This window comes from Streptomyces sp. TLI_55 (assembly GCF_900206255.1).
Taxonomy (GTDB): Bacteria; Actinomycetota; Actinomycetes; order Streptomycetales; family Streptomycetaceae; genus Streptomyces; species Streptomyces aquilus.
In genome coordinates, this window is record NZ_OAOJ01000001.1 from 731,934 (window position 1) to 755,029 (window position 23,096).

Annotated in this window: 22 protein-coding genes; 10 read left to right on the forward strand and 12 right to left on the reverse strand. The window is 71.8% G+C overall.

Annotation, left to right across the window (positions count from 1 at the left end; translation table 11 throughout):
* Positions 1 to 30: 30 nt before the first annotated feature.
* The 5 genes from CRP56_RS03595 to CRP56_RS49255 all read right to left on the reverse strand — a co-directional run bounded on the left by CRP56_RS03595 (position 31) and on the right by CRP56_RS49255 (position 4,385).
* On the reverse strand, positions 31 to 1,215 hold the full coding sequence (locus CRP56_RS03595; protein WP_097260109.1) for an SfnB family sulfur acquisition oxidoreductase: 1,185 nt from the start codon (positions 1,213 to 1,215) through the stop codon (positions 31 to 33).
* 7 nt (positions 1,216 to 1,222) lie between these two features.
* Positions 1,223 to 1,777 carry an NADPH-dependent FMN reductase gene (gene ssuE / locus CRP56_RS03600; protein ID WP_097260111.1) on the reverse strand — a complete coding sequence of 185 codons (555 nt, stop codon included), beginning with the start codon at positions 1,775 to 1,777 and terminating at the stop codon, positions 1,223 to 1,225.
* Between the two features lie 65 nt (positions 1,778 to 1,842).
* Complete coding sequence (locus tag CRP56_RS03605) at positions 1,843 to 3,060, reverse strand: acyl-CoA dehydrogenase family protein (RefSeq protein ID WP_097260113.1); 1,218 nt, start codon at positions 3,058 to 3,060, stop codon at positions 1,843 to 1,845.
* A gap of 12 nt (positions 3,061 to 3,072) precedes the next feature.
* The gene (sfnG, locus tag CRP56_RS03610) at positions 3,073 to 4,182 is read right to left on the reverse strand and encodes a dimethylsulfone monooxygenase SfnG (RefSeq protein WP_097260115.1); all 1,110 of its coding nucleotides are present in this window, start codon (positions 4,180 to 4,182) and stop codon (positions 3,073 to 3,075) included.
* Positions 4,183 to 4,301: 119 nt separating this feature from the next.
* The gene (locus CRP56_RS49255) at positions 4,302 to 4,385 is read right to left on the reverse strand and encodes a putative leader peptide (protein ID WP_356352894.1); all 84 of its coding nucleotides are present in this window, start codon (positions 4,383 to 4,385) and stop codon (positions 4,302 to 4,304) included.
* A gap of 138 nt (positions 4,386 to 4,523) precedes the next feature.
* Between CRP56_RS49255 and CRP56_RS03620 the strand changes: the two genes are divergently transcribed.
* A complete protein-coding gene (locus CRP56_RS03620; protein ID WP_179850941.1) occupies positions 4,524 to 5,450 on the forward strand; it encodes a LysR family transcriptional regulator in 927 nt (308 codons plus the stop codon).
* Between the two features lie 32 nt (positions 5,451 to 5,482).
* On the opposite strand, the gene CRP56_RS03625 is transcribed toward CRP56_RS03620, so the two are convergent.
* A complete protein-coding gene (locus CRP56_RS03625) occupies positions 5,483 to 5,668 on the reverse strand; it encodes a hypothetical protein (RefSeq protein WP_097260119.1) in 186 nt (61 codons plus the stop codon).
* A 170-nt stretch (positions 5,669 to 5,838) separates the two neighbouring features.
* Here CRP56_RS03625 and CRP56_RS03630 point away from each other — a divergent pair, with 170 nt between their 5' ends.
* Positions 5,839 to 7,356: an SDR family oxidoreductase gene (locus CRP56_RS03630; protein WP_097273681.1), complete on the forward strand. Its 1,518-nt coding sequence runs from the start codon at positions 5,839 to 5,841 to the stop codon at positions 7,354 to 7,356.
* Between the two features lie 36 nt (positions 7,357 to 7,392).
* Positions 7,393 to 8,766: a cryptochrome/photolyase family protein gene (locus CRP56_RS03635; protein ID WP_097260121.1), complete on the forward strand. Its 1,374-nt coding sequence runs from the start codon at positions 7,393 to 7,395 to the stop codon at positions 8,764 to 8,766.
* Here the strand turns inward: CRP56_RS03635 and CRP56_RS03640 are convergent.
* Positions 8,741 to 9,775, reverse strand: a complete 1,035-nt coding sequence (locus CRP56_RS03640; protein ID WP_097260123.1) for a MerR family transcriptional regulator — start codon at positions 9,773 to 9,775, stop codon at positions 8,741 to 8,743. The genes CRP56_RS03635 and CRP56_RS03640 overlap by 26 nt on opposite strands.
* A 117-nt stretch (positions 9,776 to 9,892) precedes the next feature.
* On the opposite strand from CRP56_RS03640, the gene CRP56_RS03645 reads away from it, so the two are divergent.
* Positions 9,893 to 10,501, forward strand: a complete 609-nt coding sequence (locus CRP56_RS03645) for a sigma-70 family RNA polymerase sigma factor (protein WP_097260125.1) — start codon at positions 9,893 to 9,895, stop codon at positions 10,499 to 10,501.
* A gap of 90 nt (positions 10,502 to 10,591) precedes the next feature.
* Positions 10,592 to 11,032, forward strand: a complete 441-nt coding sequence (locus CRP56_RS03650) for an SPW repeat protein (RefSeq protein ID WP_097260127.1) — start codon at positions 10,592 to 10,594, stop codon at positions 11,030 to 11,032.
* 87 nt (positions 11,033 to 11,119) lie between these two features.
* Here CRP56_RS03650 and CRP56_RS03655 read toward each other — a convergent pair whose 3' ends face one another.
* Together CRP56_RS03655 and CRP56_RS03660 are read right to left on the reverse strand one after the other, a co-directional pair.
* Entirely contained in the window at positions 11,120 to 11,887 is a 768-nt protein-coding gene (locus CRP56_RS03655) for an ArsR/SmtB family transcription factor (RefSeq protein WP_097260129.1), read from the reverse strand.
* Positions 11,888 to 11,984: 97 nt separating this feature from the next.
* Complete coding sequence (locus tag CRP56_RS03660; RefSeq protein ID WP_179850942.1) at positions 11,985 to 12,722, reverse strand: phosphotransferase; 738 nt, start codon at positions 12,720 to 12,722, stop codon at positions 11,985 to 11,987.
* Positions 12,723 to 12,768: 46 nt separating this feature from the next.
* Between CRP56_RS03660 and CRP56_RS03665 the strand changes: the two genes are divergently transcribed.
* Positions 12,769 to 13,314, forward strand: a complete 546-nt coding sequence (locus CRP56_RS03665) for a hypothetical protein (RefSeq protein WP_097260132.1) — start codon at positions 12,769 to 12,771, stop codon at positions 13,312 to 13,314.
* Here CRP56_RS03665 and CRP56_RS03670 read toward each other — a convergent pair.
* On the reverse strand, positions 13,307 to 14,758 hold the full coding sequence (locus tag CRP56_RS03670) for a hydrolase (protein WP_097260134.1): 1,452 nt from the start codon (positions 14,756 to 14,758) through the stop codon (positions 13,307 to 13,309). The genes CRP56_RS03665 and CRP56_RS03670 overlap by 8 nt on opposite strands.
* 279 nt (positions 14,759 to 15,037) lie before the next feature.
* Here CRP56_RS03670 and CRP56_RS03675 point away from each other — a divergent pair, with 279 nt between their 5' ends.
* A complete protein-coding gene (locus CRP56_RS03675) occupies positions 15,038 to 15,301 on the forward strand; it encodes a GlsB/YeaQ/YmgE family stress response membrane protein (protein WP_097260136.1) in 264 nt (87 codons plus the stop codon).
* Between the two features lie 103 nt (positions 15,302 to 15,404).
* A complete protein-coding gene (locus CRP56_RS03680) occupies positions 15,405 to 16,277 on the forward strand; it encodes a GNAT family N-acetyltransferase (RefSeq protein WP_097260138.1) in 873 nt (290 codons plus the stop codon).
* A 30-nt stretch (positions 16,278 to 16,307) separates the two neighbouring features.
* Here the strand turns inward: CRP56_RS03680 and CRP56_RS03685 are convergent, their stop codons facing one another.
* Together CRP56_RS03685 and CRP56_RS03690 are read right to left on the reverse strand one after the other, a co-directional pair.
* Complete coding sequence (locus tag CRP56_RS03685; protein WP_097260140.1) at positions 16,308 to 17,243, reverse strand: NAD-dependent epimerase/dehydratase family protein; 936 nt, start codon at positions 17,241 to 17,243, stop codon at positions 16,308 to 16,310.
* 56 nt (positions 17,244 to 17,299) lie between these two features.
* Positions 17,300 to 18,076, reverse strand: a complete 777-nt coding sequence (locus CRP56_RS03690) for a GNAT family N-acetyltransferase (RefSeq protein ID WP_097260143.1) — start codon at positions 18,074 to 18,076, stop codon at positions 17,300 to 17,302.
* Between the two features lie 100 nt (positions 18,077 to 18,176).
* Here CRP56_RS03690 and CRP56_RS03695 point away from each other — a divergent pair, with 100 nt between their 5' ends.
* Complete coding sequence (locus CRP56_RS03695) at positions 18,177 to 18,656, forward strand: nucleoside deaminase (RefSeq protein WP_097260145.1); 480 nt, start codon at positions 18,177 to 18,179, stop codon at positions 18,654 to 18,656.
* Between the two features lie 133 nt (positions 18,657 to 18,789).
* Positions 18,790 to 23,073, forward strand: coding sequence for an aminotransferase class I/II-fold pyridoxal phosphate-dependent enzyme (locus tag CRP56_RS03700; protein WP_097273685.1), 4,284 nt, complete (start codon positions 18,790 to 18,792; stop codon positions 23,071 to 23,073).
* Positions 23,074 to 23,096 lie beyond the last annotated feature (23 nt).

Genomic DNA, 23,096 nt, shown 5'->3' on the forward strand with positions numbered 1-23,096 from the left:
CTGTCGGGCGGATCAGGTCACCGGACAGGCCTAGAGCAGTCCGTGCCGGGGTGGCCGGGTGCCGTTGAGTACGTACCGGCCGATGTGCTGGATCTTCCAGCGGGTCGGGTCGTGCAGGGTGTGGGTGCGGGCGTCGCGCCAATGCCGGTGGAGGTTGAGGGAGTTGAGGGCGGAGCGGGTGCCGGCCACCTCGAACAGCGCGCTCCCGACCTCCACGGCGGCCTGCGCTGCCTGCACCTTGGCGGCGGCCACGGCGATGGACGCCTCGGCCGCCGAGTCGTCGGTGAGCTCGGCCTGCGCCGCCTGCACGACGCGTCCCGCTTCCCGCAACAGCGCTTCGGCCGCGCGCACTTGGAGGGAGAGTTCGCCGAACCGCTGGATCAGCAGCGGGTCCTCGGCGGCCGTCTCGGCGCCGCTCTCGAACCACGGCCTGCTCTTCGTCCGGACGAACTCCGCCGCCTCCGTCAGCGCTCCCCCGGCTATCCCGGCGTCGATGGCGGCGTGCAGCAACTGCGCTACGGCGCCGTGGAGTTGCGGGCCCTCGAAGGTGAGGTGGTGCGGCAGGACCCGGTCGGCCGGGACCGGCACGCCCGCCAGGCGGACGGTGCCGCTGGCGGTCGTCCGCTGGCCGAGGCCGTCCCAGTCGTCGACCACCGTGACGCCCGGCGCGTCGGACGGCACGTACGCCACGTGGAGCTTGTCCTCCTCCGCGCGGGCCAGCACCGGGATCCAGTCGGCGAACAGGGCGCCGGTGGAGTAGTGCTTGACGCCGTCGAGGACGTACGAGCCGTCCGGCTGCAGCGTCAGGCGGGTGCGGATGTCCTGGACGTGCTTGGTGCCCGCCTCGGACTGGGCGTTGCCGAAGCGCCGCCCGGCGAGGAGTTCGGCGAAGAAGAACTTCCGCTGCTCCTCGGTTCCCTGTCGGCGGATCACATTGACGTAGGCGAAGTGGCTCTGCGGGATCTGCGCGAGGCTTCCGTCGGCGGTCGCGAGCAGCCGGAAGATCTCGGCGAGGGTGGGCGCGCCGACGTCCGCGCCCCCGTGCTCGGCGGGGACCGTGACAGCGAGCAGGCCGGACGCGGAGAGCCGGTCCAACTCCGCGCGTGGCAGCCTGCGTTCGGCGTCCCGCTCGGAGGCTCCGGCACGGAACTCGTCGGCCAGGGCCGCCGCGACCGCGAGGGCCTCCGCGTCGTCGGCGATCACATGGGCGGTCATCGTCGGCTCAACTCGCCGCGGCCAGGACCGGAGTGCGGCCGAGGGCGGCCGAGAACTGGTCGACGACCTGGGCGAGGGCATCGCGGGCGGTCGCGGCGACGGACAAGGTCCCGTCCTCGTGCGGGGTGATGTCCTTGTCGAGGGTGAACCAGCCCTGCACGATGTGGGCGGCGCCCATGGAGTTCAGGACCGGGCGCAGGGCGTAGTCGATGGCCAGGACGTGGGCGGTGGTGCCGCCGGTGGCGAGCGGCAGCACGGTCTTGCCGGTGAGCGCGTACTGCGGCAGCAGGTCGAGCAGCGCCTTCAGGACTCCGGAGTACGACGCCTTGTAGACCGGGGTGCCGACGACGACGCCGTCGGCGCGGGCGAACAGCTCGGTGGCCTCGACGATCGCGGGGTGCTGGAAGTCGGCGCCGAGGAGGGCCTCGGCGGGGATCGTGCGCACGTCGAGCGGGACGACGGTGTGGCCCTGGGCGATGAGGCGCTGGTCGAGGTGGCGCAGCAGGCGGTTGGTGCGGGAGGAGGCGGACGGGCTGCCGGAGACGGACAGGACGGTGGCCATGGGCCCTCTTTCGGGGAGGCGGGGCGCCCCTGGCGAGCGAGCCGGGGGCGCCCCTGGGGAAGCGGTCAGGAGTACCAGGTGGGTTCGGGCAGTTCGCCCTCGAGGACCCAGCGGCCGACCTCGCGCCGCTTGTAGGCGACGGGGTCGTGGAGGGTGTGGGTGCGGATGTTGCGCCAGAACCGGTCGAGGCCCTCTGCGGTGGTCGTGGACCGGGCGCCGGTCGCCTCGAAGATCTTGCCGGCGATCTCCAGGGCGACGTCGGTGGCGCGGGCCTTCACGGCCGCCACCCGTACCTCGAAGTCGCCGCGCGTCTTCTCGGTGACCGCATCGGGGTCGTCGTGCAGCTTCTGTCCCTCGACGGCGACCGCGTCGGCGAGCGCCTCCACGGCCCACAGCTTGGCAGTGAGGTCGCCGTAGATGTCGATGACGTACGGCTCGTCGACCGCCCGCCCGTGTCCGCCGTGCAGCCAGGAGCGGGACTTGGTGCGGGTGTAGGTGGCGGCCGTCTCCAGGGCGCCGCCCGCGACCCCGAGGTAGAAGTTGACGAAGACCAGCTGGATCGTGGGGACGTTGAGGGTGTTGTACGTGCGCGGCTGGAACTGCTTGTCGACGTAACCGGCCGCCGACGACCACGGCGTACGTACCCCGTCGAGGGTGACGCCGCCGCTCTCGGTGAGGCGCTGGCCGATGTTGTCCCAGTCGTCGTGGAAGGTCAGGCCCTCGCTGTCGGAGGGCACGATCGCGAAGACGTGCTGGTCGGTGCCTTCGAGGACGCCTTCCAGGACGGTGACGTCGGAGACCTTGCTGCCGGTGGAGAACGACTTGCGGCCGGTGAAGACGAGGTCGTCGCCGTCCTCGGTGACCACCACGTCCTTGTCCCGGGGGTTGACGGCGCCGCCGAAGAACCAGCGGTTGCGAGCGGCTTCGGCCTCGACGTGCTCCCACTGCTCACGGGTGCCGACCAACCGGGCGGCCCAGTTCCACAGGTAGTGGTAGCCCAGGAGCTGGCCGATGGAGCCGTCGGCCTTGGCGACCTCGCGGACGACCCGGTACGCGGTGGGCCAGTCCTGGCCCGCGCCGCCGTGCTCCGTGGGGCCGAGCAGGGTGACGAGGCCGGCGTCCTTGAGCAGCTGGACCTCGGCGTACGGGGTGGCGCCGGCCCGGTCGCGGGCGGCGGCGTCGGTGGCGAGGACGGCGGCGACCTCGGCGGCGCGGGCGATCCAGTCCTGGGCGGTCCGGGGGGCGGGACGGTGCTGCCAGTCGGTGTGCGTGGCGGTGCTCATGTCGGTGCCTCCTCAGACCTGGGCGGGGACGGACTCGGGGAGCTGGGACTCCAGTTCACGTACGAGGGGCAGGACACGCTTGCCGAAGTACTCGACCTCCTCGTGGTAGTGCAGGAAGCCGAGGAGGAGCAGGTCGACGCCGAGCTTCTTGTAGGCGACGATCCGCTCGGCGATCTGCTCCGGGGTGCCGATGAGACCGGTGCGGAAGCCGTCGTTGTACTGGACGAGGTCCTCGAAGGAGGAGTCCTGCCACATGCCCTTCTTGTCGGCGGTGGACTGGCCCGCCTGCTGCACGGCCGCGCCGAAGCCCTCGACGGCCTCGGTGTCGGCCTTGGCGACGATCTCGCGCAGGGTGTCGCGGGCCTCGGCCTCGGTGTCACGGGCGATGAGGAAGCCGTTGAGGCCGAACTTCGGTGCCGTACGCCCCACTTCGGCGGCCGACTTGCGGACGTCGGTGATCTGCTCGACGACCCCGTCGAAGTCCTTGCCGTTGGAGAAGTACCAGTCGGAGACCCGCCCGGCCATCTGGCGTGCGGCGGTGGAGTTGCCGCCCTGGAAGATCTCCGGGTGCGGGCGCTCGGGGGTGTTGAGGGGCTTGGGCTTGAGGGAGAAGTCACGCAACCGGTAGAAGTCACCGGCGAGTTCGGTGTGGTCCTCGGTCCAGATCTGGCGCAGGGCGCGGATGAACTCCTCGGAGCGGCGGTAGCGCTCGTCGTGCTCCAGCCAGGGCTCGCCGAGGGCGGTGAACTCGCCCTTGAACCAGCCCGATACGACGTTGACCGCGAACCGGCCGTTGGACAGGTGGTCGGCGGTGGCGCCGAGTTTGGCGAGGACGCCGGGGTGCCACAGGCCGGGGTGGACGGCGGCGATCACCTTCAGGCGTTCGGTGGCCAGGAGGAGCGCGAGGCTGAAGCTGGTCGACTCGTGCTGGAACTCGGCGCCGTAGCTGGCCATGTAGCGGACCTGGCTGAGCGCGTAGTCGAAGCCGTTGTTCTCGGCGAGGACGGCGAGTTCGCGGTTGTAGTCGTAGCCCCAGTCGGTGCGCTGCTCGATCTTGCTGGTGACGAGTCCCCCGCTGACATTGGGGACCCAGTAGGCGAATTTGACGGGCTCTGCGGGCATGCGGAACTCCTGTTGCGGATGTCGCGAAATGTTTTCGGGCACGCGGAATTCAGGAAATGCGCGGACGCGGTGAATTCAGGCGGGAAAACAGAGGTGACGCGGGGAACCTTGAGCCGGGCTCAGGCCGCGGGGCAACAGGAGGCGCTGGAGACGCGTGCGAGGTCGACATGGCGTCGCCGCGTGAGGTCCAGTCGCATCTTCATGTCATCGATCGTGACAGTCGCCGGTCGGGGCCGTCAAGGTAAACCCGACCGGTCTCGTATCGCGGACCATTGAATTTCACGAAGGTGTGACAGGGAAACCCTTGAACGCGCCGGGAAATGGGCCGCATTCTGCCTGGCATGCGCACCGAACAGCTCGAATACATCGCCGCGGTGACCCGGCTCGGTTCGCTGCGCCGGGCCGCGGAGGAACTGCGCCTTTCCCAGCCCGCGTTGAGCGAGACCGTGCGGAATCTGGAGCGCGAGCTGGGCGTGGACCTCCTGGAGCGCAAACGCTCGGGCGCGACGATGAGCGCGGAAGGGCGGGAGCTGCTGCCGCACATCGTCAACGTGCTGGACGCGGTGGACCGGTTGCGGGCGGCGGCGGGCGAGCAGCACCGCATCAGCCGGATGGTGCGGGTGGGCACGGTGAACACGGCGACCGTGCCGCTGCTCATCCCGGCGGTGCGCGACTTCCGCGCCTCCCATCCGCACACCCAGGTCGAGGTGGTCGGCGCGCAGCAGACCGAGATCCACCGTGCGCTGGCCGAGGGCGGCCTGGATCTCGGCCTGGTCAACCACCTCGACGGCGACGACGTGCCTGCGGGCATCGAGTCCACGGAGCTGCTGCGCGGTCGGCCGGTGGTGTGTCTGCGGCCCGACCATCCGCTGGCCGCGCGCACGGTGGTGACCGTGGACGATCTGCTGGCCGAGCCGCTGATCGCGATGCGGACCGGATATGTCATGCACCGCTATGTGCACCGCCTGCTGCGCGGTCGCGGACCGTCCTTCTCCTACTCCACCGACGGCGCCGAGATGGGCAAGCTGATGGTGGCCGAGGGGCTCGGGGCGACGGTGCTGCCGGACTTCAGTGTGGTGGGCGACCCGCTGGAGCGGCAGGGCACCATCACCTGGCGGCCGATCGCCGGCGACACGACGCGGGTGCTGCTGATGCTCCAGCGTCGCCGGGCCGAGTCCGTGCCGCGAGCGGCTCAGGACCTGCACGAGGCGTTCGTGCGCCGGGCCCGGCGACCGGCGGGGTCCGGCCAGGACGAACCTGACCGGTGACCTAAGGGTGAGGGCCGTCGGGACGCGTCAGGTCAGTCGTCGTCGCCCTGGAGCACCACGAGGAACGCGTCGGACTTCAGGTCCATGACGACCGTCGCGGGTTCACCCTGGGCGCGGCGCTGCGCCGCGTACTCCTCCGCCGGCCACGATCCGCGGGGAGAGCCTGCCGGGAACCGCTCCAACACCTTCGCACCCATGGGGGCGATCACCTCCGACATCGATCTTCCGTTCCGTACGACGGCGGCATGACGGTCCACCGTCATAGTGTCCGGTTGCCCGGGAACGCCACGGACAGTCCACTTGAAAAGAGGCAAAGGAGACCGCATCCGGCACGGCCCCACGCCTGGAAGTGATCACAGGGGGACGTGACACGAAGGGTCTGCGGCAGATGAACGACGAACACACCGGAGCGGCGCCGACCTGTCTGGTGACCGGCGCGACGGGCTACATCGGCGGCCGGCTCGTGCCCGAGCTGCTCGCCGCCGGGTACCGGGTGCGCTGCCTGGCCAGGTCCCCCGGCAAACTCCGCGACCAGCCGTGGTCGGGCGACGTGGAGGCCGTACGCGGGGACGTGCTGGACGCCGACGCCGTCGCCGAGGCCCTGCGTGGCGTCGACGTCGCCTACTACCTGGTGCACGCGCTGGGCACCGGCGACACCTTCGAGGAGACCGACCGGCGGGCCGCCCGGATCTTCGGCGAGCAGGCCCGTGCCGCGGGCGTGCGCCGCGTCGTCTACCTGGGCGGGCTCACCCCCGCAAACGTGCCCGAGCGGGAGCTGTCGCCGCATCTGCGGTCCCGGGCCGAGGTGGGCCGCATCCTGCTGGCCTGCGGGGTGCCCACCACCGTGCTGCGGGCCGCGGTCGTCATCGGCTCGGGCTCGGCCTCCTTCGAGATGCTGCGTTACCTCACCGAGCGCCTGCCGGTGATGGTGACCCCGAGCTGGGTGCGCACCCGCATCCAGCCGGTGGCGGTGCGCGATGTGCTGCGGGCCCTGGTGGGCAGCGCCCGTATGCCGTCCGACGTGAGCCGCGCCTTCGACATCGGCGGCCCGGACGTGCTGACGTACCGGGACATGATGCTCAGGTACGCGGCGGTCGCGGAGCTGCCGCGCCGGCTCATCGTGTCCCTGCCGATGCTCAGCCCCGGCCTGTCCAGCCACTGGGTCGGGCTGGTGACGCCCGTACCGGCGTCCATCGCCCGTCCGCTGACGGAGTCCCTGCGGCACGAGGTCGTCTGCCAGGAGCACGACATCGCCCGGTACGTGCCGGATCCGCCGGGCCACCCGATCGGCTTCGACGAAGCCGTGCGGCTGGCCCTGCGCCGGGTCCGCGACGCGCAGGTGGCCACCCGCTGGTCCTCGGCGTCCGCGCCGGGCGCCCCCAGCGACCCGCTGCCCACCGACCCCGACTGGGCGGGCGGCAGCCTCTACACCGACGTACGGGAGATCGACGTCGACGCCCCGCCCGCTGCCCTGTGGCGGGTCATCGAGGGGATCGGCGGGGAGAACGGCTGGTACTCCTTCCCTCTCGCCTGGGCGCTGCGCGGCCGCCTCGACCGTCTCGTCGGCGGGGTCGGACTGCGTCGGGGGCGCCGGGACGCGGCCCGGCTGCGGGTCGGGGACTCGCTGGACTTCTGGCGGGTCGAGGAGATCGAACCGGGGCGGCTGCTGCGACTGCGCGCCGAGATGCGGCTGCCGGGCCCGGCCTGGCTGGAGATGTACGCCCAGACCGACGAGGCCGGCCGCACCCGCTACCGCCAGCGTGCCCTCTTCCACCCCCACGGCCTGCTCGGGCACCTCTACTGGTGGAGCGTCTCCCCGTTCCACGCCCTCGTGTTCGGCGGCATGGCCCGCAACATCGCCCGCGCCGCGGCCCGGACGCCGGCCGAACCCGCCCCCAGCCGCTGACCCTGTCGCCCGTCCCCCTCCCCCGGAGTTCGCGAAATGCACGTCTCGATCGTCCTGTTCACGTCGGACCTCCGCCTCCACGACCACCCCCCGCTGCGGGCCGCGAACGAGGCGCGTCATGTGGTGCCGCTGTTCGTGCGCGACCGGGGTGTGACGGACGCCGGGTTCGCCGCCCCGAACCGGCTGGCCTTCCTCGCCGACTGTCTGCGGGACCTCGACGCGGGCCTGCGCGAGCGGGGCGGCCGCCTGGTGGTCCGCAGCGGTGACGTCGTCGAGGAGGTCTGCAAGGTGGCCACGGAGACGGACGCCGACGAGGTGCACATGGCGGCCGACTTCAGCGCCTACGCGCAGCGCCGTGAACAGCGGCTCCGGCGCGCTCTGGAGGCGGACGGCCGCCGCCTGCACGTCCACGACACGGTGACCTCGGCGGTCGCCCCGGGCGCGCTCGCGCCGGCCGCCTCCGACCACTTCGCCGTCTTCACCCCGTACTTCCGGCACTGGAGCGGCGTACGGCTGCGGGAGCCGATGGCCGCGCCGCGCGCGGTCCGGGTCCCGGACGGGGTCGGCTCGGAGGAACCGCCCTCGCGCGCCGGGCTGTCGGGGGTCTCGGCGGGCCTGGCCGCCGGCGGTGAGGCGGCGGGCCGGACGCGGATGACGTCGTACCTGCGCGACGGCGTCGGCCCGTACGCGGTCCGCCACGACGACATGGCCGGGGACGCCACCTCCCGCTTCTCGCCGCATCTGCACTTCGGCACCCTCTCCCCGGTCGAACTGGCCCACCGGGCGCGCAAGATCGGCGGACCGGGCGCCGAGGCCTTCGTACGGCAGCTCGCCTGGCGGGACTTCCACCGTCAGGTGCTCGCCGCCCGCCCCGCCGCCGCCCTCGCCGACTACCGCACGAAACACGACCGTTGGCGCTCCGGACGTACCGCCGACGAGGACGTCGAGGCCTGGAAGGAGGGGCGCACCGGCTACCCCGTGGTCGACGCGGCGATGCGCCAGTTGCGCCATGAGGGCTGGATGCACAACCGCGGCCGGCTCCTGACCGCGAGCTTCCTCACCAAGACGCTGTACGTCGACTGGCGCGTGGGTGCCCGGTACTTCCTGGAGCTCCTGGTGGACGGCGACATCGCCAACAACCAGCTCAACTGGCAGTGGATGGCGGGCACCGGCACCGACTCCCGCCCCAACCGGGTCCTCAACCCGGTCACGCAGGCCAAGCGGTACGACCCGGACGGCGCGTACGTACGGCGCTGGGTGCCCGAACTGGCGGACGTGGACGCCCCGTTGGTGCATGAGCCGTGGAAGCTGCGCGGCCTGGACCGGGCCGCCCTCGGCGACTACCCGGACCCGATCGTCGACCTCTCCGAGGGCCTCGCCCGCTTCAAGCGGTCCCGCGGACTCGGCTGACGGGGCCTCCGTCAGGGCCGGTCGCGGCGGCGGACAGCAGCTCGACCGCGTCCTTGAGGGCCGCGGGCCACGGCATCTCGCGCGCCGCCGCGCCCGACCAACCGGGGCCGCCGACCATCACCACGGGCCGTCGGCGGGCGCCCTTCACGCCCCAGCGGGTGGCGGCGACATGACGGGCGAGCGGCAGGTCGGCGGTGGAACGCCCCTGCGCCCACAGGAAGACGGCGGACGGCCCCAGGCGCCGCACCGCGGCGGTGAGCGCCTCCCCCGGCACCGCCGCGCCGAACATCCGTGTGGGCAAGCCCAGTTCACCGAGCGCGGCGTTGAGCGCTTCCAGGGGCAGGGTGTGCTGCTCGCCGGGCACACAGGCCAGGACGACGGGGCCGGCCGCCGACTGCGAAGCCGCGGGGGTGAGGCGGCGCAGCGCGGTGGAGACATGCCAGGACAGCAGGTGCTCGACCTCGACGTAACGGTCGCCGGAGGACGCCCACTTGCGCCCCACCGCGTGCAGGGTGGGCATCATCACCTCGTGCCAGGCGGCGACGACGCCGTACTGATCCACGGCAGCGGCGAGCAGCTCTTCGACGGCCGGAGCGTCAAGCCGGACCGCGGCGCGGGCCAGCCCCCGGCACTCCTGGCGCACATCCCCGAGCGGCAGCGCCCCGGCCGCCCGCGAACGCGGCGACTCCCGCGCGGCCACCTCGGCGGCCGGGTCGGGCCCACCGGTGCCGGACCGGGCGGCGCGGGCCGCCTCGGCGGGCGGCACCCCGGACGAGGTCAGCCGGCACATCGTCTCCAGGACCTCGATGTCCCGGGGGCTCCAGCGCCGGTGCCGCCCTTCGCCCCGTACGGCGGGCCCGATTCCGTAGCGGCGGTCCCAGGAGCGCAGCGTGGTCGGCGACACGCCCAGCCGCCGGGCGACGGCGCCGGTGGTGAGCGGGACGTCGGCCAGCCGGGAGGCCTGCTCGGCCCGCTCCGCGGGACTTCGATGCACGGGCTGCTCGCTCATGGCGCGAATATACGACGCAGAACCGATGCAAGTTGATGACCTCGACAGACGGCTCCCACGATGGGCGCACCGGACCGAGTTCCGGTGAGGCGTACCGATGGACGAGGAGCCTGCGAAATGACCGAGCAGCCGATCGCCGCCCTGGCGTCCCGATGGGCGCCCGGGGAAGCGGCCCTCGCCGACGAGGAGGTCGCCCGGGGACTCGTGGCGGGCGACGAGGCATGTCTGGCGGAGGCCTACCGCCGCTGGTCCGGGCTGGTGCACACGCTGGCGCGAAGGTCCCTGGGTGACACCGAGGAGGCCTCGGACGTGACCCAGCAGGTGTTCCTCGGGGTGTGGCGCGGGCGCGGGGGGTACCGCCCCGAGCGCGGGGCGATCGGCGGCTGGATCGTCGGCATCACCAGGCGCAGGATCGCGGACGCGCTGTCCGCACGTACCCGCCGTACGGAGCTGGTGGCGGCCGTGGGCTCGGCGTACGGCCCGGCCGCGCCCGCCGCCGGGCACGCCGAGGCGGTCCTGGACCGGGTCGTGGTGCAGCACGGGCTGGCCAGACTGCCGGCCGCCCAGCAGCGCGTGCTGCGGCTGGCCTTCTACGCGGACCTCACCCAGACCCAGATCGCCGACCGCACCGGCTGGCCGCTCGGCACCGTGAAGAGCCACTCCCGGCGCGGGCTGCGTCAGCTGCGGGGGTTCCTGGAGCAGGGCGCAGCGGATATCTACACATAAAGGAAAAATAAGAGCAGAATGTACGCAGGCGGCGCTTACCGCACAACCGCAGCAGACGCGGTCGGCCTGCGAGTCAGAAGGAGACGAGTCATGACCAACGTCTCGCCCACCCGGGGTGACATGACCAGCCACCCCGATGTTTCCGAAATGCGGGCACGGTACGCCCGTATGCTCGGTGGTCGCGATGTGGCGCTCGTGGACGGACCGGTGTTCCTGCTCGGTCTGTACTGCGCCGTGTCCCCCTGGATACTCCACTACACGACGAGCCAGCCCGCCCTCGTGACGCACAATCTCATCGTCGGCATCGCGATCGGCCTGCTCGCCCTCGGGTTCACCCAGACCCCGGAGCGCATGTACGGCCTGAGCTGGGCGTTCTGCGCGGTCGGCATCTGGATGATCGTCGCCCCGTGGGTGGTCGGCGACAGCCCGGACACCGGCGTCGCGCTCAACAACATCATCATCGGCGGCCTCGCCGTGATCCTGGGGCTGTTGTGCACCAGTGCGGCGACGAAGAGCGCCATCAGGACGTGACAGCAGGGGCCACCCCGCCCCGAACGTTCCGAGAGGACGAGACTCCGGCCGGTCCGCGATGCGCGGACCGGCCGCTTCACGCGCGGCTCAGCCGGCCGGCATCAGCCACGGCTCCTCAGGCAGCGGACTGCCGGTCTCCAGGAGCGACTTGAGGTTGGACAGCACCGCCGGCCAGCCCAGGGACACATCGCCGAGCGCACCCTCGTCGGGCAGGTCCTCGTGGATCACCGTGAGGCGGACGATCTCGCCGTGCGACTGGATGTCGAAGGTGACCCGGGAGTACTTGTCGTCCTGCCCCTCGTCCTCGGGAGCGGCCCAGCTGGTGACGAGGCGGCGGGGGCGGTCGCTCTCCACGACGGTGCCGACGACGTCGGCGATGCCGGAGCCGTCCGTGCGGACGTGTTCCCAGCGGGAGCCCTGCTGCCAGTCGGAGACGTTGCTGTGCCCCCAGTAGGCCGCGGTCAGGTCCGCGTCGGTGAGCGCGTCCCATACCTTCTCGGGGGTGCTCCGGATGTAGGTGACGTACACGAACGTGGGCTTGTCGGTCATGGCTTCCTCGGCTCGTCGCTTCACGGCGCCGAGCGCGCTCAGGCGCGGGCGCTCGAACTTGTCGATCCACCGCTCCTGGATCTCGTGGAGCGGGACCGGGTTGAGGTAGTGCAGCTTCTCCCGCCCCCTCCGCACCGTGCTGACCAGGTTGGCGGCCTCCAGGACGGACAGGTGCTGGGTCACGGACTGCCGCGTCATGGCGATGCGCTCGCACAGTTCTCCGAGCGTCTGACCGTTCTCCTCGTGCAGCCGGTCCAGCAACCGCCTGCGCGTCTCGTCGGCCAGCGCCTTGAAGACCTGGTCCAACCCGGGGTCGCTCTCTGATCGCACACTCAACGTTATGCAGGTAATTACTTGCATGTCAAGGCGACCGGTTCGGGTGGTATCCGGGTGATATCTGCACTCAGCGCAACCGCGCGTCCAGCTCCCGCCGATTGCGCTCGACCCACTCGTACGCGGCCCGCACCTCGTCCACGGCCCCGCGTTCGCGCAGCGCGACCAGGGCCGGCTCACCCCGCTCCGCCCCGGCCTCGATGCCTCGCCGGCATCGGTCCTGCCACCACAGGACCGCCTCGACCAGGCCAACCCCGCCGGTCAGCCCGTAGGCGTCGCGGACCAGCCGCATGCCGCGCGCCGCCTCCGCCACCTCCGTCTCGCCGGGCCCGAGGTCCAGGTACTGCCAGCAGACGTGCGCCACGTCGTGCACCCGTTCACCGGGCGCCGCGAGGTCCCAGTCGACGAAGGCCAGCGGCCGCCACCCGGTGCCGTCGACCGCGTAGACGGTGTTCTTCGGCGCGAGGTCGTTGTGGCAGACGACGTCCTGGTCGCCCGCCAACGCCGTGCCGTGGGTGAGGTCGTGGAACTCCCGGACGAGCCGGGCGACACGGACGAGTGTCTCGTCACGGCGAGCGGCGGCCCGCTCCTGCGGGGTGACGGCCGCGCGGCCCTCCAGATAGCCGAGCACCTCCCGGCCCTGTTCGTCCGTCCCCAGGAGGCGGGGAGCACCCTCCCAGCCCCGTTCCGCGAAGAGCGCCAGCAGTTCGCTGACGTACTCCGATCCGGCCGACGGGGCGCGGCGCACGGTCGATCCGATCCGTACGGCCCTACTGACGGCTCCGCCCTCCAGCGACGTCTCCTCCACGGAAAAGAAGTATCCGGCCCTGGAGGCAGGCTGGCACGCTCAGCCCATGGAGCACTGCGAGGTACTGCTCATCGGCGGCCGGGCCGGGGTCGGGAAGACGACCGTAGGTTGGGAGGTCTCCGCGCGATTGCGGGGTGCCGAGGTCGCGCATGCCGTACTCGACGGGGACTTCATGGGGGCGGTGCATCCCGCGCCGGCGGGCGATCCCCACCGGGCCCTTGTCGCCGAGCGCAACATCACCGCCGTATGGGCCAATTACGCCGCGCTCGGGTACCGCAGGCTCGTCTACACGAACACCGTGTCCGTGCTGGAGGCGGCGACCGGGATGTGGCGGCGGGTCATGGGCGACGACGTGCGGATCGTACGGATTCTGCTCACCGCGACCGACGAGACGGCCGGACAGCGGCTGGCCGGGCGGGAGTTGGGGTCCGAGTTGGAGCAGGAGCTGCTCGGCAGCGCGCGCAAGGCGCGGATGCTGGACGAGCGTGCGCCCGCCGACACCCTGCGGGTGGTGACCGACGGGCGCACGGTGATCGACATCGCGGCCGAGGTGGTGGCCGCGACCGGATGGGCCGCGGCGAGGGTCAGCTGACGTTGAGTGCCGTGTCGTCGATGACGAACGAGGTCTGGAGCGTGGAGCCTTCCGTGCCGGTGAACTTGAGGGTCACGGTCTGGCCGGCGTAGCTCGCCAGGCTGAAGCTGCGCTGGGTGTAGCCGCTCGCGGCGTTGAGGTTGGAGTAGGTGGCCAGGGTGCCGAGGACCGTGCCGGAGCTGTTGAGCACCTGCACCTTGAGGGTGTCGTAGGCGGTGCTGGTGCTGGTCTCGGCGGTGTCGACGTGCAGGTAGAAGCTGAGCGTGGCGGTGGTGCAGGCCGACGGGACGGTCACCGACTGCGCGAGCGTGTCGGTGTGCGCGGAGCCGTAGCCGTCCAGCCAGGCGTAGTAGGAGCCCGAACGGGCGGACTCGCTGCTGGAGTTGGTGATCACGCTGCTGCTGGCGGTCCAGGTGCCGTTGCCCGACTCGAAGCCGTTGTTGCCCAGGAGCTGGGCGGCGGTGCAGGTGGTGCCGCCGCCACCGCCACCACCCCCGCTGCCGCTCGCGCCGGCCAGCCATTCGGTGGCGTTGAGGGCGAGGGCGGCGTTGGTGGCGCCCGAGTCGTTCCAGCCGTCGTAGAGCGTGTTGCCGGACTGGCCCGTGCCGTCGTCGATGGGCGAGCTGTCGCCCCAGAACGCGACCCGGCCGCTGCCGAAGGTGCTGGTGGCGAAGAAGGCGCCGGTGTTGCCGGAGTAACCGGTGCGGTAGAGAAGGCCCTTGACGGAGGAGTTGTCGGCGGGCTTGAGGGTGGCCGTCGTACCGCTGGCGATCAGGCTCTTGGTGACGGTGCCGAACGAACCGTGCAGCACCGGGTTGGTGCTGTCGCTGATCGCGCTCGGGTAGTCGGAGCTGATGCTCAGCGAGTCGATGGAGAAGCCGAACGGGTCGGTGGAGTCGACGCTGTTGTTGGTCATCAGGTCGTTGAGGATCTCGACCGCGTCCTCGCCGTCGTTGTTGCGGTCGGCGCCGGTGTGGTCGGAGATCATGAACAGGCCGCCGCCGTTCTTCACGAAGTTCATGATCGCCGTCTTCTCGGCGGTCGTGAACAGCGTGTTGGGCTCCGGCAGGACGAGCGTGTCGAAGTTCGCCAGGTCCTGGGCGCCGGAGCCGCCGTAGGTAAGGCTGGAACCGGAAGGCAGCGTCTTCAGGCTGTAGTTGCCGGTCTTCTGGAGCGCGACGCCCCAGGAGGAGAGGGCGCCGGTCCAGTCGGTCTCGGCCGACGGGGAGGAGTCCTGGCCCAGGGGGTCGGGCTGACTGGTGGAGACGATCCAGTCGGCGTTGCCGGCCGTCTCGGCGTGGGCGTTGTCGAACAGGATGCGGTGCGGGGTGGCCGCGGCGGCCGGGATGGCCGTGGACGTCTCGACGGCGGCGCCCGTGACGAGCAGGCCGAGGACCGCGAGGCCGGTCGTGAGTCTGTGGCGGGATCTGGGGAGCTGGGGCATCCGGCTTACCTCCGGGTGGGGTTGGGGCAGGAGCGGGTGCGGGGCCGGGCTACACGCGTAGACGCGGGGCAGATCTGCGCGCGTAGAACTTCGGTCGGGGGAATCCCCGGACCGACGCGATTTGAAAGGTACATGGCAGTCAGGGCACTGAACAGACGTCCCTTCACACACCGGGTCAACCTTTGACCCCACGTTGGCCGTTGGTTGAAACGACACGGACTGTTGCCGGTTTCCGGGGGCATGTGAACGAGTGCGGGGGTCTGGAGAGGAGGGGCTGGGATGGAGATCTCGGGGATCATCAGTGCCATCATCATCGGCATCGTCATCGGCGTGCTGGGCCGGCTCGTGGTGCCGGGCCGGCAGCGCATCGGCATCCTGCTGACGATCGTCGTCGGCATCGTCGCCGCGCTGCTCGGCTCGGCGATCGCGGCGGGGCTCGACGTGGCCGACACCAAGGGCGTGGACTGGATCGAGTGGCTGATCCAGATCGGTCTCGCGGCGGTGGGTGTGGCGGCGCTGGACCGGTCGAGGGTACGGCGCTGAGCGCAGGAGGCAGGAGACGGGTGGATAACCCGTTGCGTTCGGGTTCGGGCGGCGGCTAGCTTCGGCGGGCTCGCCGCCCGAACCCGACCGTGACGGAGCCCCGTTGACCCTGCGCATCACGCCACTGGCCGACCCCGAACCCGGCACGTCGAGCCGCAGGCTGGCCTGGCTCGCCTCGGGCGCCGACGGCGCACCGGTCGGGTCCGCCTTCCTCCGGCTGTTCACCAAGGAGGGCCAGGAGCATCTCGCCGAGCTGGAGATCGCCGTCCACGCCGGCGAGCGACGGCACGGAGTCGGCACGCGGCTGCTGGAGGCCGCCGTGGCCGTGGCCCGGGCCGAGGGACGGCGATCGGTCATCGCCCAGGCCGAACAGGACTCCGCCGCCGACGAGTTCCTCGCCGCGCGGGGCTTCCGCCAGGTGCTGTCTCTTACCTACGCCAGGCTCGCGCTGAAGGATGTCGACCTCGCCGCGCTCGCCGAACAGGACCGGCCGGGCTACGAGTTGACCGAGTGGGACGGCACGGTGCCTGCCGAACTGGCCCAGTCCTACGCGGATGCGCGGCGCGCCATGGACGACATGCCCATGGAGGGCACCGACTACGGCACGGTCGTGTGGGACGTGGAGCGCGTGGTGGCGGCCGCCGACGCGGTCGCGCGGCGCGGGGATCTGCTGCACACCGTCGCCGCGGTCGACACGGCGGAGGGGTCGATCGTCGGCTTCTCGGAGCTGGTGGTGCCGGGGGACGGACTCGGCGACGGTCAGCACTACGGCACGGCCGTCCTGCCGGAGCACCGCGGCCGGGGCCTCGCCCGCTGGATGAAGGCGACGTCGATCCGCCGGGCCCGCGAGCGGCACCCGGACCTCGCCGGGCTCCTCACCGACACCGCGGACGGCAACGCGCCGATGCTCGCGGTCAACGCGGCCCTCGGATACGTACCCACGCACAAGGCGGTGGAGTACCAGCTGGACCTCTGAACTGCCCTGGAAGGGAAGGGACTTCCTGGCTCAGGCCGCCGCCCGCAGCGCCGCCAGTCCCTCCCGAGCCGACGGGTACACCGGCGTCCAGCCCAGTTCCCGCTCCGCCTTGGCGATGGACACCCGCAGGGTCGACGCCATGATCGCGTGGGCGTACGACATCGGACGCATCGTCCACAGCGGCACGGGCAGTGGCTTCGGGAGCCCGAACTCCGCTGCCACGGCCAGGAGATGGGCACGGAACCCGAGGGGCGTGCGGTCGGCGATGTTGTAGGCCTGGCCGGGGCGGCCGTGCTCGACTGCGGCGGCCATCGCGCGGGCCGCGTCGGTCAGCTCGATCCAGGGGACGACATGGCCGTGGTCGGCGGGGGCGGGGAGTTGCCGCTTGCGCAGCATGGGCAGGAGGTTCTCGGTGCCGCCGGGACCGTAGAACGCGCCGTAGCGCAGGGCCACGCCTTCGAGACCCGCGGCCTCGAACGTGAGCCGCTCCTTGGTGCGCATCCCGGCGAGGTGCCGCTCGAACTCCGGGTTCGTGCCGCGCGGGCCGAAGGCGTCGTCCTCGGTGAGCTCCCGGTCGCCGTGGTCGCCGTAGCCGTACCCGAAGACCATCGACTCCGCGACGAAGCGGCGGGCGCCGGTCGCCTGTGCGGCCTCGATGAGGTGGGCGGTGCCCTCGATGCGCAGGGCGTTGGTGGCGTACATGTCGCGGTGGCGCAGGGGCGGTTTGCTCAGGGCCGTCACGGCGTGGATCACCGTGTCGAAGTGGCGGCCCTCGACGGCGCGGAGCACGGCGTCGCGGTCCATGAGGTCGGCCCGCACGCCGTTGTCCCGACTGCGACCCAGGCCGGTGACCTTGTGCCCGGCGTCCGTCAGAGCGCGCGTGATGTGCCGGCCGAGGACGCCGCTCGCACCCGCGAGCAGGATGCTCTGGCTCTGGCTGCCGGGGTTGCTCTGGTTCGTCGTCATGACTCTGCGACGGTTCGGGCGGGCACCGGCGTGACATCCCGTCCGCGTGCGCTACGTCACGGTGTGTACAGGTACGGCGTCGTCGTGGTCAGTGGTGCGAAGCCGAGGCGTTCCAGGATGGGGCGGCTGGTGCTCATGGCGTCGACCTGGAGGTAGCGGTAGCCGCGTTCCACGGCCTCGCGGGCCCGCAGGGCGACCAGGGCGCGGTAGATGCCGCGACCACGCCACGCCTCGACGGTGCCACCGCCCCAGAGCCCGGCGAACCGGGTGCCGGGAACCAGCTCCATCCGGGCCGCGCTGACCGGCGTGTCCCCGTCCAGGGCCACGACGGCGACCACGGTCTCGGGGTCGGCGGTGAGCTGGGCGAGCAGCTGGCGGCGCAGCCGGGTGCTGTCGGTGCCGAAGGCCGCCTCGTGCACGTCGGCCACGAGATCGACACCGGCCTGGTCCGTGACGGGAACGACGCGGATTCCCTCGGGCGGCTCGGCGTCCAGGGTGAGGTCGTTGACCTCGCCGATCATCAGGGTCTCCTCGGGCTGCGGGGTGAACCCCGCCGCTCGGAGCCGCTGTCCGAGGTCCACGGGCAGGTCGTGGCCGTAGAGCTTCCACTCGAACTCGTGACCGAGCCCGGAGTAGTACGCGATCTGCTCGGCGATCGCGGCGTCCGCGCTGCCGGCGTCCAGATCGGACCACACCACGCCGTTCCAGCCATGCGCGGTGGAGACCTGCCGGACCACCTTGTCCGTCCGTTCGATCCGGGACTCCGGGCTGTCCGGCTGTGCGCCCTCGCGCATGTCCCGGTCGTACAGGGCGAGCACCGCGTCATGATCCATGGGTTCACTCCAGCACCAGGGGGCATCCGCGGCAACACCTTTACGGGCCATGATGTCCGGGAACATTCCGCAGTCGCCGGGTCGAGGAGGGCCGTACGCCATGGTCGTGAAGGACGAGGAGCTGCCGTATCTGCGCCGCTGTGTTGAGCTGGCCGCCGAGGCACTGGCGGCCGGGGACGAGCCGTTCGGCTCGGTCCTGGTGGGCGGGGACGGCGCGGTGCTCGCCGAGGACCACAACCGGGTGGCCTCGGGGGACCGCACCCGGCACCCCGAGTTCGAACTGGCGCGCTGGTCCGCGGCCCATCTGACGCCGGAGGAGCGGGCGGCGGCGACCGTGTACACCTCCGGCGAGCACTGCCCGATGTGCGCGGCCGCGCATGCCTGGGTGGGCCTCGGCCGCATCGTGTACGTGGCCTCCTCCGAGCAACTGGTCGAGTGGCTGGGCCGATTGGGCGTGCCCGCGGCTCCGGTGCGGGCCCTGCCGGTGCGGGAGGTGGCACCGGACGTGGTGGTGGACGGGCCGGTGCCGGAGCTCACGGAACAGGTGCACGCGCTGCACCGCCGCTTCCACGAGCGGTGAGGGGCCCATGGGGCTCGGGATGCAGCCGTCCGGGTGAGGTGCCTACGATCGAAAGAGGATCCCGGACCAGGTAGGACGGCCCGGTCTCCTCCACAGGGGGAGGCGCTTGCCCTTGCTGCCGGCACACCGGCTGATGGCGGCCTACATCTCGGCGGTCGCCGTCGCCACCCTCGTCTACCTGACGGTTCCCGTTGCGCGTACGCCGCTGTGGGCCGTCATCGGGCTCTCCGGTGTCGCCGCCATACTCACCGGTAGCCGGCTGCACCGCCCCGCGCACCGCTGGCCCTGGTGGGTACTCGCCGCCGGGCTGCTGACCTTCATCGCGGGCGACACGTACTACAACGTGATGGAGGACTACTTCGACGCCTCCAACCCGTTCCCCTCCCCCGCGGACGCCTGCTACCTCGCCACCTACCCGCTCTTCGCGATCGGCCTGTCCGGACTGATCCACTACTGGTGGTCGGGCCACGACCTGCCGAGTCTGCTCGACGCGCTGATCCTCACCAGCGGCCTCGCGCTGCCGGTGTGGGTCTACCTGGTGCTGCCGCTGGCCGAGGTGGAGGGGCTGACCTGGGAGCAGCGGGCCATCAGCATCGCCTACCCGCTCGGTGACGTGCTGGTCCTCGCCCTGCTGGCACGGCTGCTCACCCCCAGCCCGGTGGAGGGCCACAACCGGTCGGTGCAGCTGCTGTTCGTCGGCACCGCGACGCTGCTGGGCTTCGACATCGCGTACGGCATCCTCCAGCTGAACGCGACGTGGGAGACCGGCACCCTGCTGGACACCGGGTGGATCGTCTTCTACACGGCGTGGGGACTGGCCGCCCTGCACCCGTCGATGGCGGCCCTGACCGCGGCCGTACCGCAGAAGGTGTCGCTGCTCCCCCGGCCGCGCCGCCTGCTCCTGCTGGCCGCCGCGACCCTCATCGCGCCCGGTGTCCTGCTCTACGAGGGGCTGAGCGGCTCACTCCACCACACCTCCGTGATCGCCGCCTTCTCCAGTGCGCTGTTCCTGCTGGTCATCCTGCGGCTGGCGGGCATCGTCGTGGTCCACCGCAAGGCGGTCGCACGGGAGCTGGCGCTGCGCCGGGCGGGGGCCTCGCTGGTCTCGGCGGTACGGCTGGAGGAGGTCGCCCGGTCGTGTGAGACGGCCGTCGACACCCTGCTCGGCCCCGCGGTCCGCCACCGCACCCGGCTGCTGCCCGCCGAGCGGGCCGCCGAGTTCACCCCCGACGGCAGCCGCATGATGTCCCGCGCCGAGATCGACCGCGATCTCGCCGCCGGCTTCGCGGGTCTGCCCGCCGTCCTCGCCTGCCCGATGACGCCGCCCGACCGTCCCACGGCACAGATCCCGGGGGTACTGCTGGTCGGCGGCCCGCGCCAACCGCTGCGCGAGACCCGGGCCTCGCTGGAGATCCTCGCCTCCCACGCGGGCCTGGCCGTCGAGCGCGTCGCACTGCGCCAGGAGATCATCCGCCGCGAGAGCGAGGCCTACTTCCGTACCCTCGTGCGGAACACCTCCGACGTCATCCTGATCGTCGAGGACGACAACACCGTCCGCTACGCCAGCCCGTCCGCGGCCTCCATCTTCGGCCACACGAACCTCGTCGGGGCGCCCCTGCCCGACCTGGTCGACCCGCGTGACCGCAACCGGGCGGCCCGGCAGCTCGACGCCGTACGGGAGCGCGGACCGCGGGCCACCCACGACCACTGGTGGGTACGGCACCGGGACGGCCGGGTCGAGGTGGAGGTGCGGTGCAGCGACTTCCGCGACGAGCGCACGGTCGCCGGACTCGTGGTCACCCTGCGCGACGTGACCGAGCAGCGGCGCCTGGAGCACGAGCTGACCCAGCGGGCCTTCCACGACTCCCTGACCGGCCTGCCCAACCGGACCCTGCTCCTGGAGCGCATCGAGCGGGCCCTGCTGCGCGGCCGCCGCGAGTCCTCCCTGACCTGTCTGCTCTTCATCGACCTGGACGACTTCAAGCTGGTCAACGACACCCTCGGGCACTCCGCCGGCGACCATCTGCTGAGGGCCGTCGGCAGCCGGCTGTCCAAGGCGCTGCGGCGCACCGACACGGCGGCCCGGCTGGGCGGCGACGAGTTCGCGGTGCTGATGGAGGACGCGCGCGAGCCACTGGACGCGGAGCTGCTGGCGGCGCAGGTGATCCAGACGCTGACCCGGCCGTTCGTGCTGGGCGAGGAGTCGGTGACCGTCTCCTCGAGCGTCGGGGTGGCCACGGCCCGGGACAGCACCGACGCGGAGGAACTGCTGGGCCACGCCGACCTGGCGCTGTACGCGGCGAAGGCGGCCGGCAAGCGGCAGTGGCGGCGCTTCCAGCCGCTGCTGCACAGCCGCATGGTCGAGCGGCACGACCTGCAGAGCGCGCTCGCCCAGGCGGTCGCCGGGAAGGAGTTCGCGCTGCGCTACCAGCCCGTCGTGGACATCACCGCGGGTGAGGTGGTCGGCTTCGAGGCGCTGGTGCGCTGGCCGTCCCCGGGCCGCCGGCCGGTGTCGCCTGAGCAGTTCATCTCGCTGGCCGAGGAGACCGGGCACATCGCGGTGCTGGGCTCCTGGGTGCTGGAGAACGCGGTCCAGGACATCGCGGGGCTGCAACGGCTGCCGGGCCCGGGCGAGCCGCCGTACGTCAGCGTCAACGTCTCCGCCCGGCAGTTCCGGGACGCCGGTTTCGTCGACCAGGTCGGCGAGGCGCTCAGGACACCGGGGCTGGCCCCGGGATCACTCCAACTGGAGCTCACCGAGACGCTGTTGCTGCGCCACGACATCCAGATCCAGGGGGTGCTCCAGGCGCTCAAGGAGCTGGGCGTCCACATCGCCGTGGACGACTTCGGCACCGGCTTCTCCTCGCTGCGCTATCTGCGGGACTTCCCGATCGACGTACTGAAGATCGACAAGACGTTCATCGACGACATCACGCGCGACCCGCAGCAGGTCGCGCTCGTCGAGGGCATCGTGCGCATCGCCGACACGCTCGGGATGCAGGTGATCGCCGAGGGGATCGAGGAGCCCGGGCAGCGGGACCTGCTGGCCGGGATGGGGTGCCGGTTCGGGCAGGGCTTTCTGTTCGCCCGGCCGATGACGGTGCGGCAGAGCGAGCGGGTGCTGCGGGAGCGGGACGGCGTCCGGCGCGCGACCGTCACCGACGGGGCGCCCGCCGCCGGCAGGGCGCCGGTGCGGGGTGAGCGGGCGGTGCGCTGGGCCGACCTGGAGCATCTGCGACGTACCAGCCTGATGACCGACGCGGTCCTCGACGAGGTGCGGGGCCGGCACATCCGCAGCCGCGGCCACTGGCTGATCGACTTCGCGTCCTGCAACTACCTCGGCTTCGACTGGGACCCGGAGATCGCCGCCCGCATCGAGCCCATGGTGCGCCGATGGGGCACCCACCCGAGCTGGTCGCGGCTCATCGGCAGCCCGCGGCCGTACCCCGAGATCGAGGAGCGGCTGGCCGAACTCCTGGGCGCCCCCGACACGTTGCTGCTGCCGACGCTGACGCTCATCCACTCCTCCGTCATCCCGGTGCTCGCCGAGGGCGGCCATGTCCTCGTCGAGGCGACCGCGCACCGGACCGTGTACGACGGGTGCGTCGCCGCCCGCAGCCAGGGCGCCACCCTGCGCCGCTTCCACGCCGAACGCCCCGAGGAACTGGACGCGTTGCTCGCCGCGGTCCCCGGCAGCGGCCCCCGCCTGGTGTGCCTGGACGGCGTCAACAGCATGAGCGGCAACCTGCCGGACCTGCCCGCCCTCGCGGCCGTGTGCCGCAGCCGCGGCGCGACCCTCTACGTGGACGACGCGCACGGTTTCGGGGTGGTCGGCGAGCGCCGCCCCGACGAGAGCAGCCCGTACGGTGCGCGCGGCAACGGCCTGGTGCGGCACACCGGGGAGACGTACAACGGGATCGTGCTCACCGCCGGCTTCTCCAAGGCGTACTCGTCGTTGCTGGCCTTCCTCGCGCTGCCGACCGAGCTCAAGGAGCGGCTGAAGACGGCCGCGGCCCCCTATCTGTACTCGGGCCCGTCGCCCACCGCGTCCTTGGCGACCGTGCTGGCCGGTCTGGACGTCAACGAGCGTCGCGGCGACGGCATACGGGCCGAGCTGTACCGCAAGACGGTCCGGGTGCTCGACCATCTCGACGACCTGGAGGTGCTGACCCTCAACAGGGACCGGCTGCCCATCGTGGAGATCCCGCTGGCGGACCCGTCCGACCTCGACGCGGTCGCCGCGTTCCTGTGGGAGGAGGGCATCTACGTGACGCTCGCCGCCTATCCCCTCGTACCCCGTGACCGGGTCGGTTTCCGCGTCCAGATCACGGCGCTGAACTCCGACGAGGACATCGAGCGGCTCACGGCGACGCTGTCACGGCTGGCCGCCAGGTTCCGGCTGCGCTCCAAGGGGTGAGGCGGCGGCGGTCGAGTCAGTGC

What these genes read in the sequence shown, in the direction of transcription:
- CRP56_RS03665 (WP_097260132.1), top strand. Translation starts at nt 12,769, where the DNA reads ATGGAGCACTGCGAGGTACTGCTCATCGGCGGCCGGGCCGGGGTCGGG.
- CRP56_RS03625 (WP_097260119.1), bottom strand. Translation starts at nt 5,668, where the DNA reads ATGTCGGAGGTGATCGCCCCCATGGGTGCGAAGGTGTTGGAGCGGTTC.
- CRP56_RS03635 (WP_097260121.1), top strand. Translation starts at nt 7,393, where the DNA reads ATGCACGTCTCGATCGTCCTGTTCACGTCGGACCTCCGCCTCCACGAC.
- CRP56_RS03620 (WP_179850941.1), top strand. Translation starts at nt 4,524, where the DNA reads ATGCGCACCGAACAGCTCGAATACATCGCCGCGGTGACCCGGCTCGGT.
- CRP56_RS03650 (WP_097260127.1), top strand. Translation starts at nt 10,592, where the DNA reads ATGACCAACGTCTCGCCCACCCGGGGTGACATGACCAGCCACCCCGAT.
- ssuE (WP_097260111.1), bottom strand. Translation starts at nt 1,777, where the DNA reads ATGGCCACCGTCCTGTCCGTCTCCGGCAGCCCGTCCGCCTCCTCCCGC.
- CRP56_RS49255 (WP_356352894.1), bottom strand. Translation starts at nt 4,385, where the DNA reads ATGAAGATGCGACTGGACCTCACGCGGCGACGCCATGTCGACCTCGCA.
- CRP56_RS03645 (WP_097260125.1), top strand. Translation starts at nt 9,893, where the DNA reads ATGACCGAGCAGCCGATCGCCGCCCTGGCGTCCCGATGGGCGCCCGGG.
- sfnG (WP_097260115.1), bottom strand. Translation starts at nt 4,182, where the DNA reads ATGCCCGCAGAGCCCGTCAAATTCGCCTACTGGGTCCCCAATGTCAGC.
- CRP56_RS03695 (WP_097260145.1), top strand. Translation starts at nt 18,177, where the DNA reads ATGGTCGTGAAGGACGAGGAGCTGCCGTATCTGCGCCGCTGTGTTGAG.
- CRP56_RS03605 (WP_097260113.1), bottom strand. Translation starts at nt 3,060, where the DNA reads ATGAGCACCGCCACGCACACCGACTGGCAGCACCGTCCCGCCCCCCGG.
- CRP56_RS03685 (WP_097260140.1), bottom strand. Translation starts at nt 17,243, where the DNA reads ATGACGACGAACCAGAGCAACCCCGGCAGCCAGAGCCAGAGCATCCTG.
- CRP56_RS03630 (WP_097273681.1), top strand. Translation starts at nt 5,839, where the DNA reads ATGAACGACGAACACACCGGAGCGGCGCCGACCTGTCTGGTGACCGGC.
- CRP56_RS03700 (WP_097273685.1), top strand. Translation starts at nt 18,790, where the DNA reads ATGGCGGCCTACATCTCGGCGGTCGCCGTCGCCACCCTCGTCTACCTG.
- CRP56_RS03640 (WP_097260123.1), bottom strand. Translation starts at nt 9,775, where the DNA reads ATGAGCGAGCAGCCCGTGCATCGAAGTCCCGCGGAGCGGGCCGAGCAG.
- CRP56_RS03675 (WP_097260136.1), top strand. Translation starts at nt 15,038, where the DNA reads ATGGAGATCTCGGGGATCATCAGTGCCATCATCATCGGCATCGTCATC.
- CRP56_RS03670 (WP_097260134.1), bottom strand. Translation starts at nt 14,758, where the DNA reads ATGCCCCAGCTCCCCAGATCCCGCCACAGACTCACGACCGGCCTCGCG.
- CRP56_RS03690 (WP_097260143.1), bottom strand. Translation starts at nt 18,076, where the DNA reads ATGGATCATGACGCGGTGCTCGCCCTGTACGACCGGGACATGCGCGAG.
- CRP56_RS03595 (WP_097260109.1), bottom strand. Translation starts at nt 1,215, where the DNA reads ATGACCGCCCATGTGATCGCCGACGACGCGGAGGCCCTCGCGGTCGCG.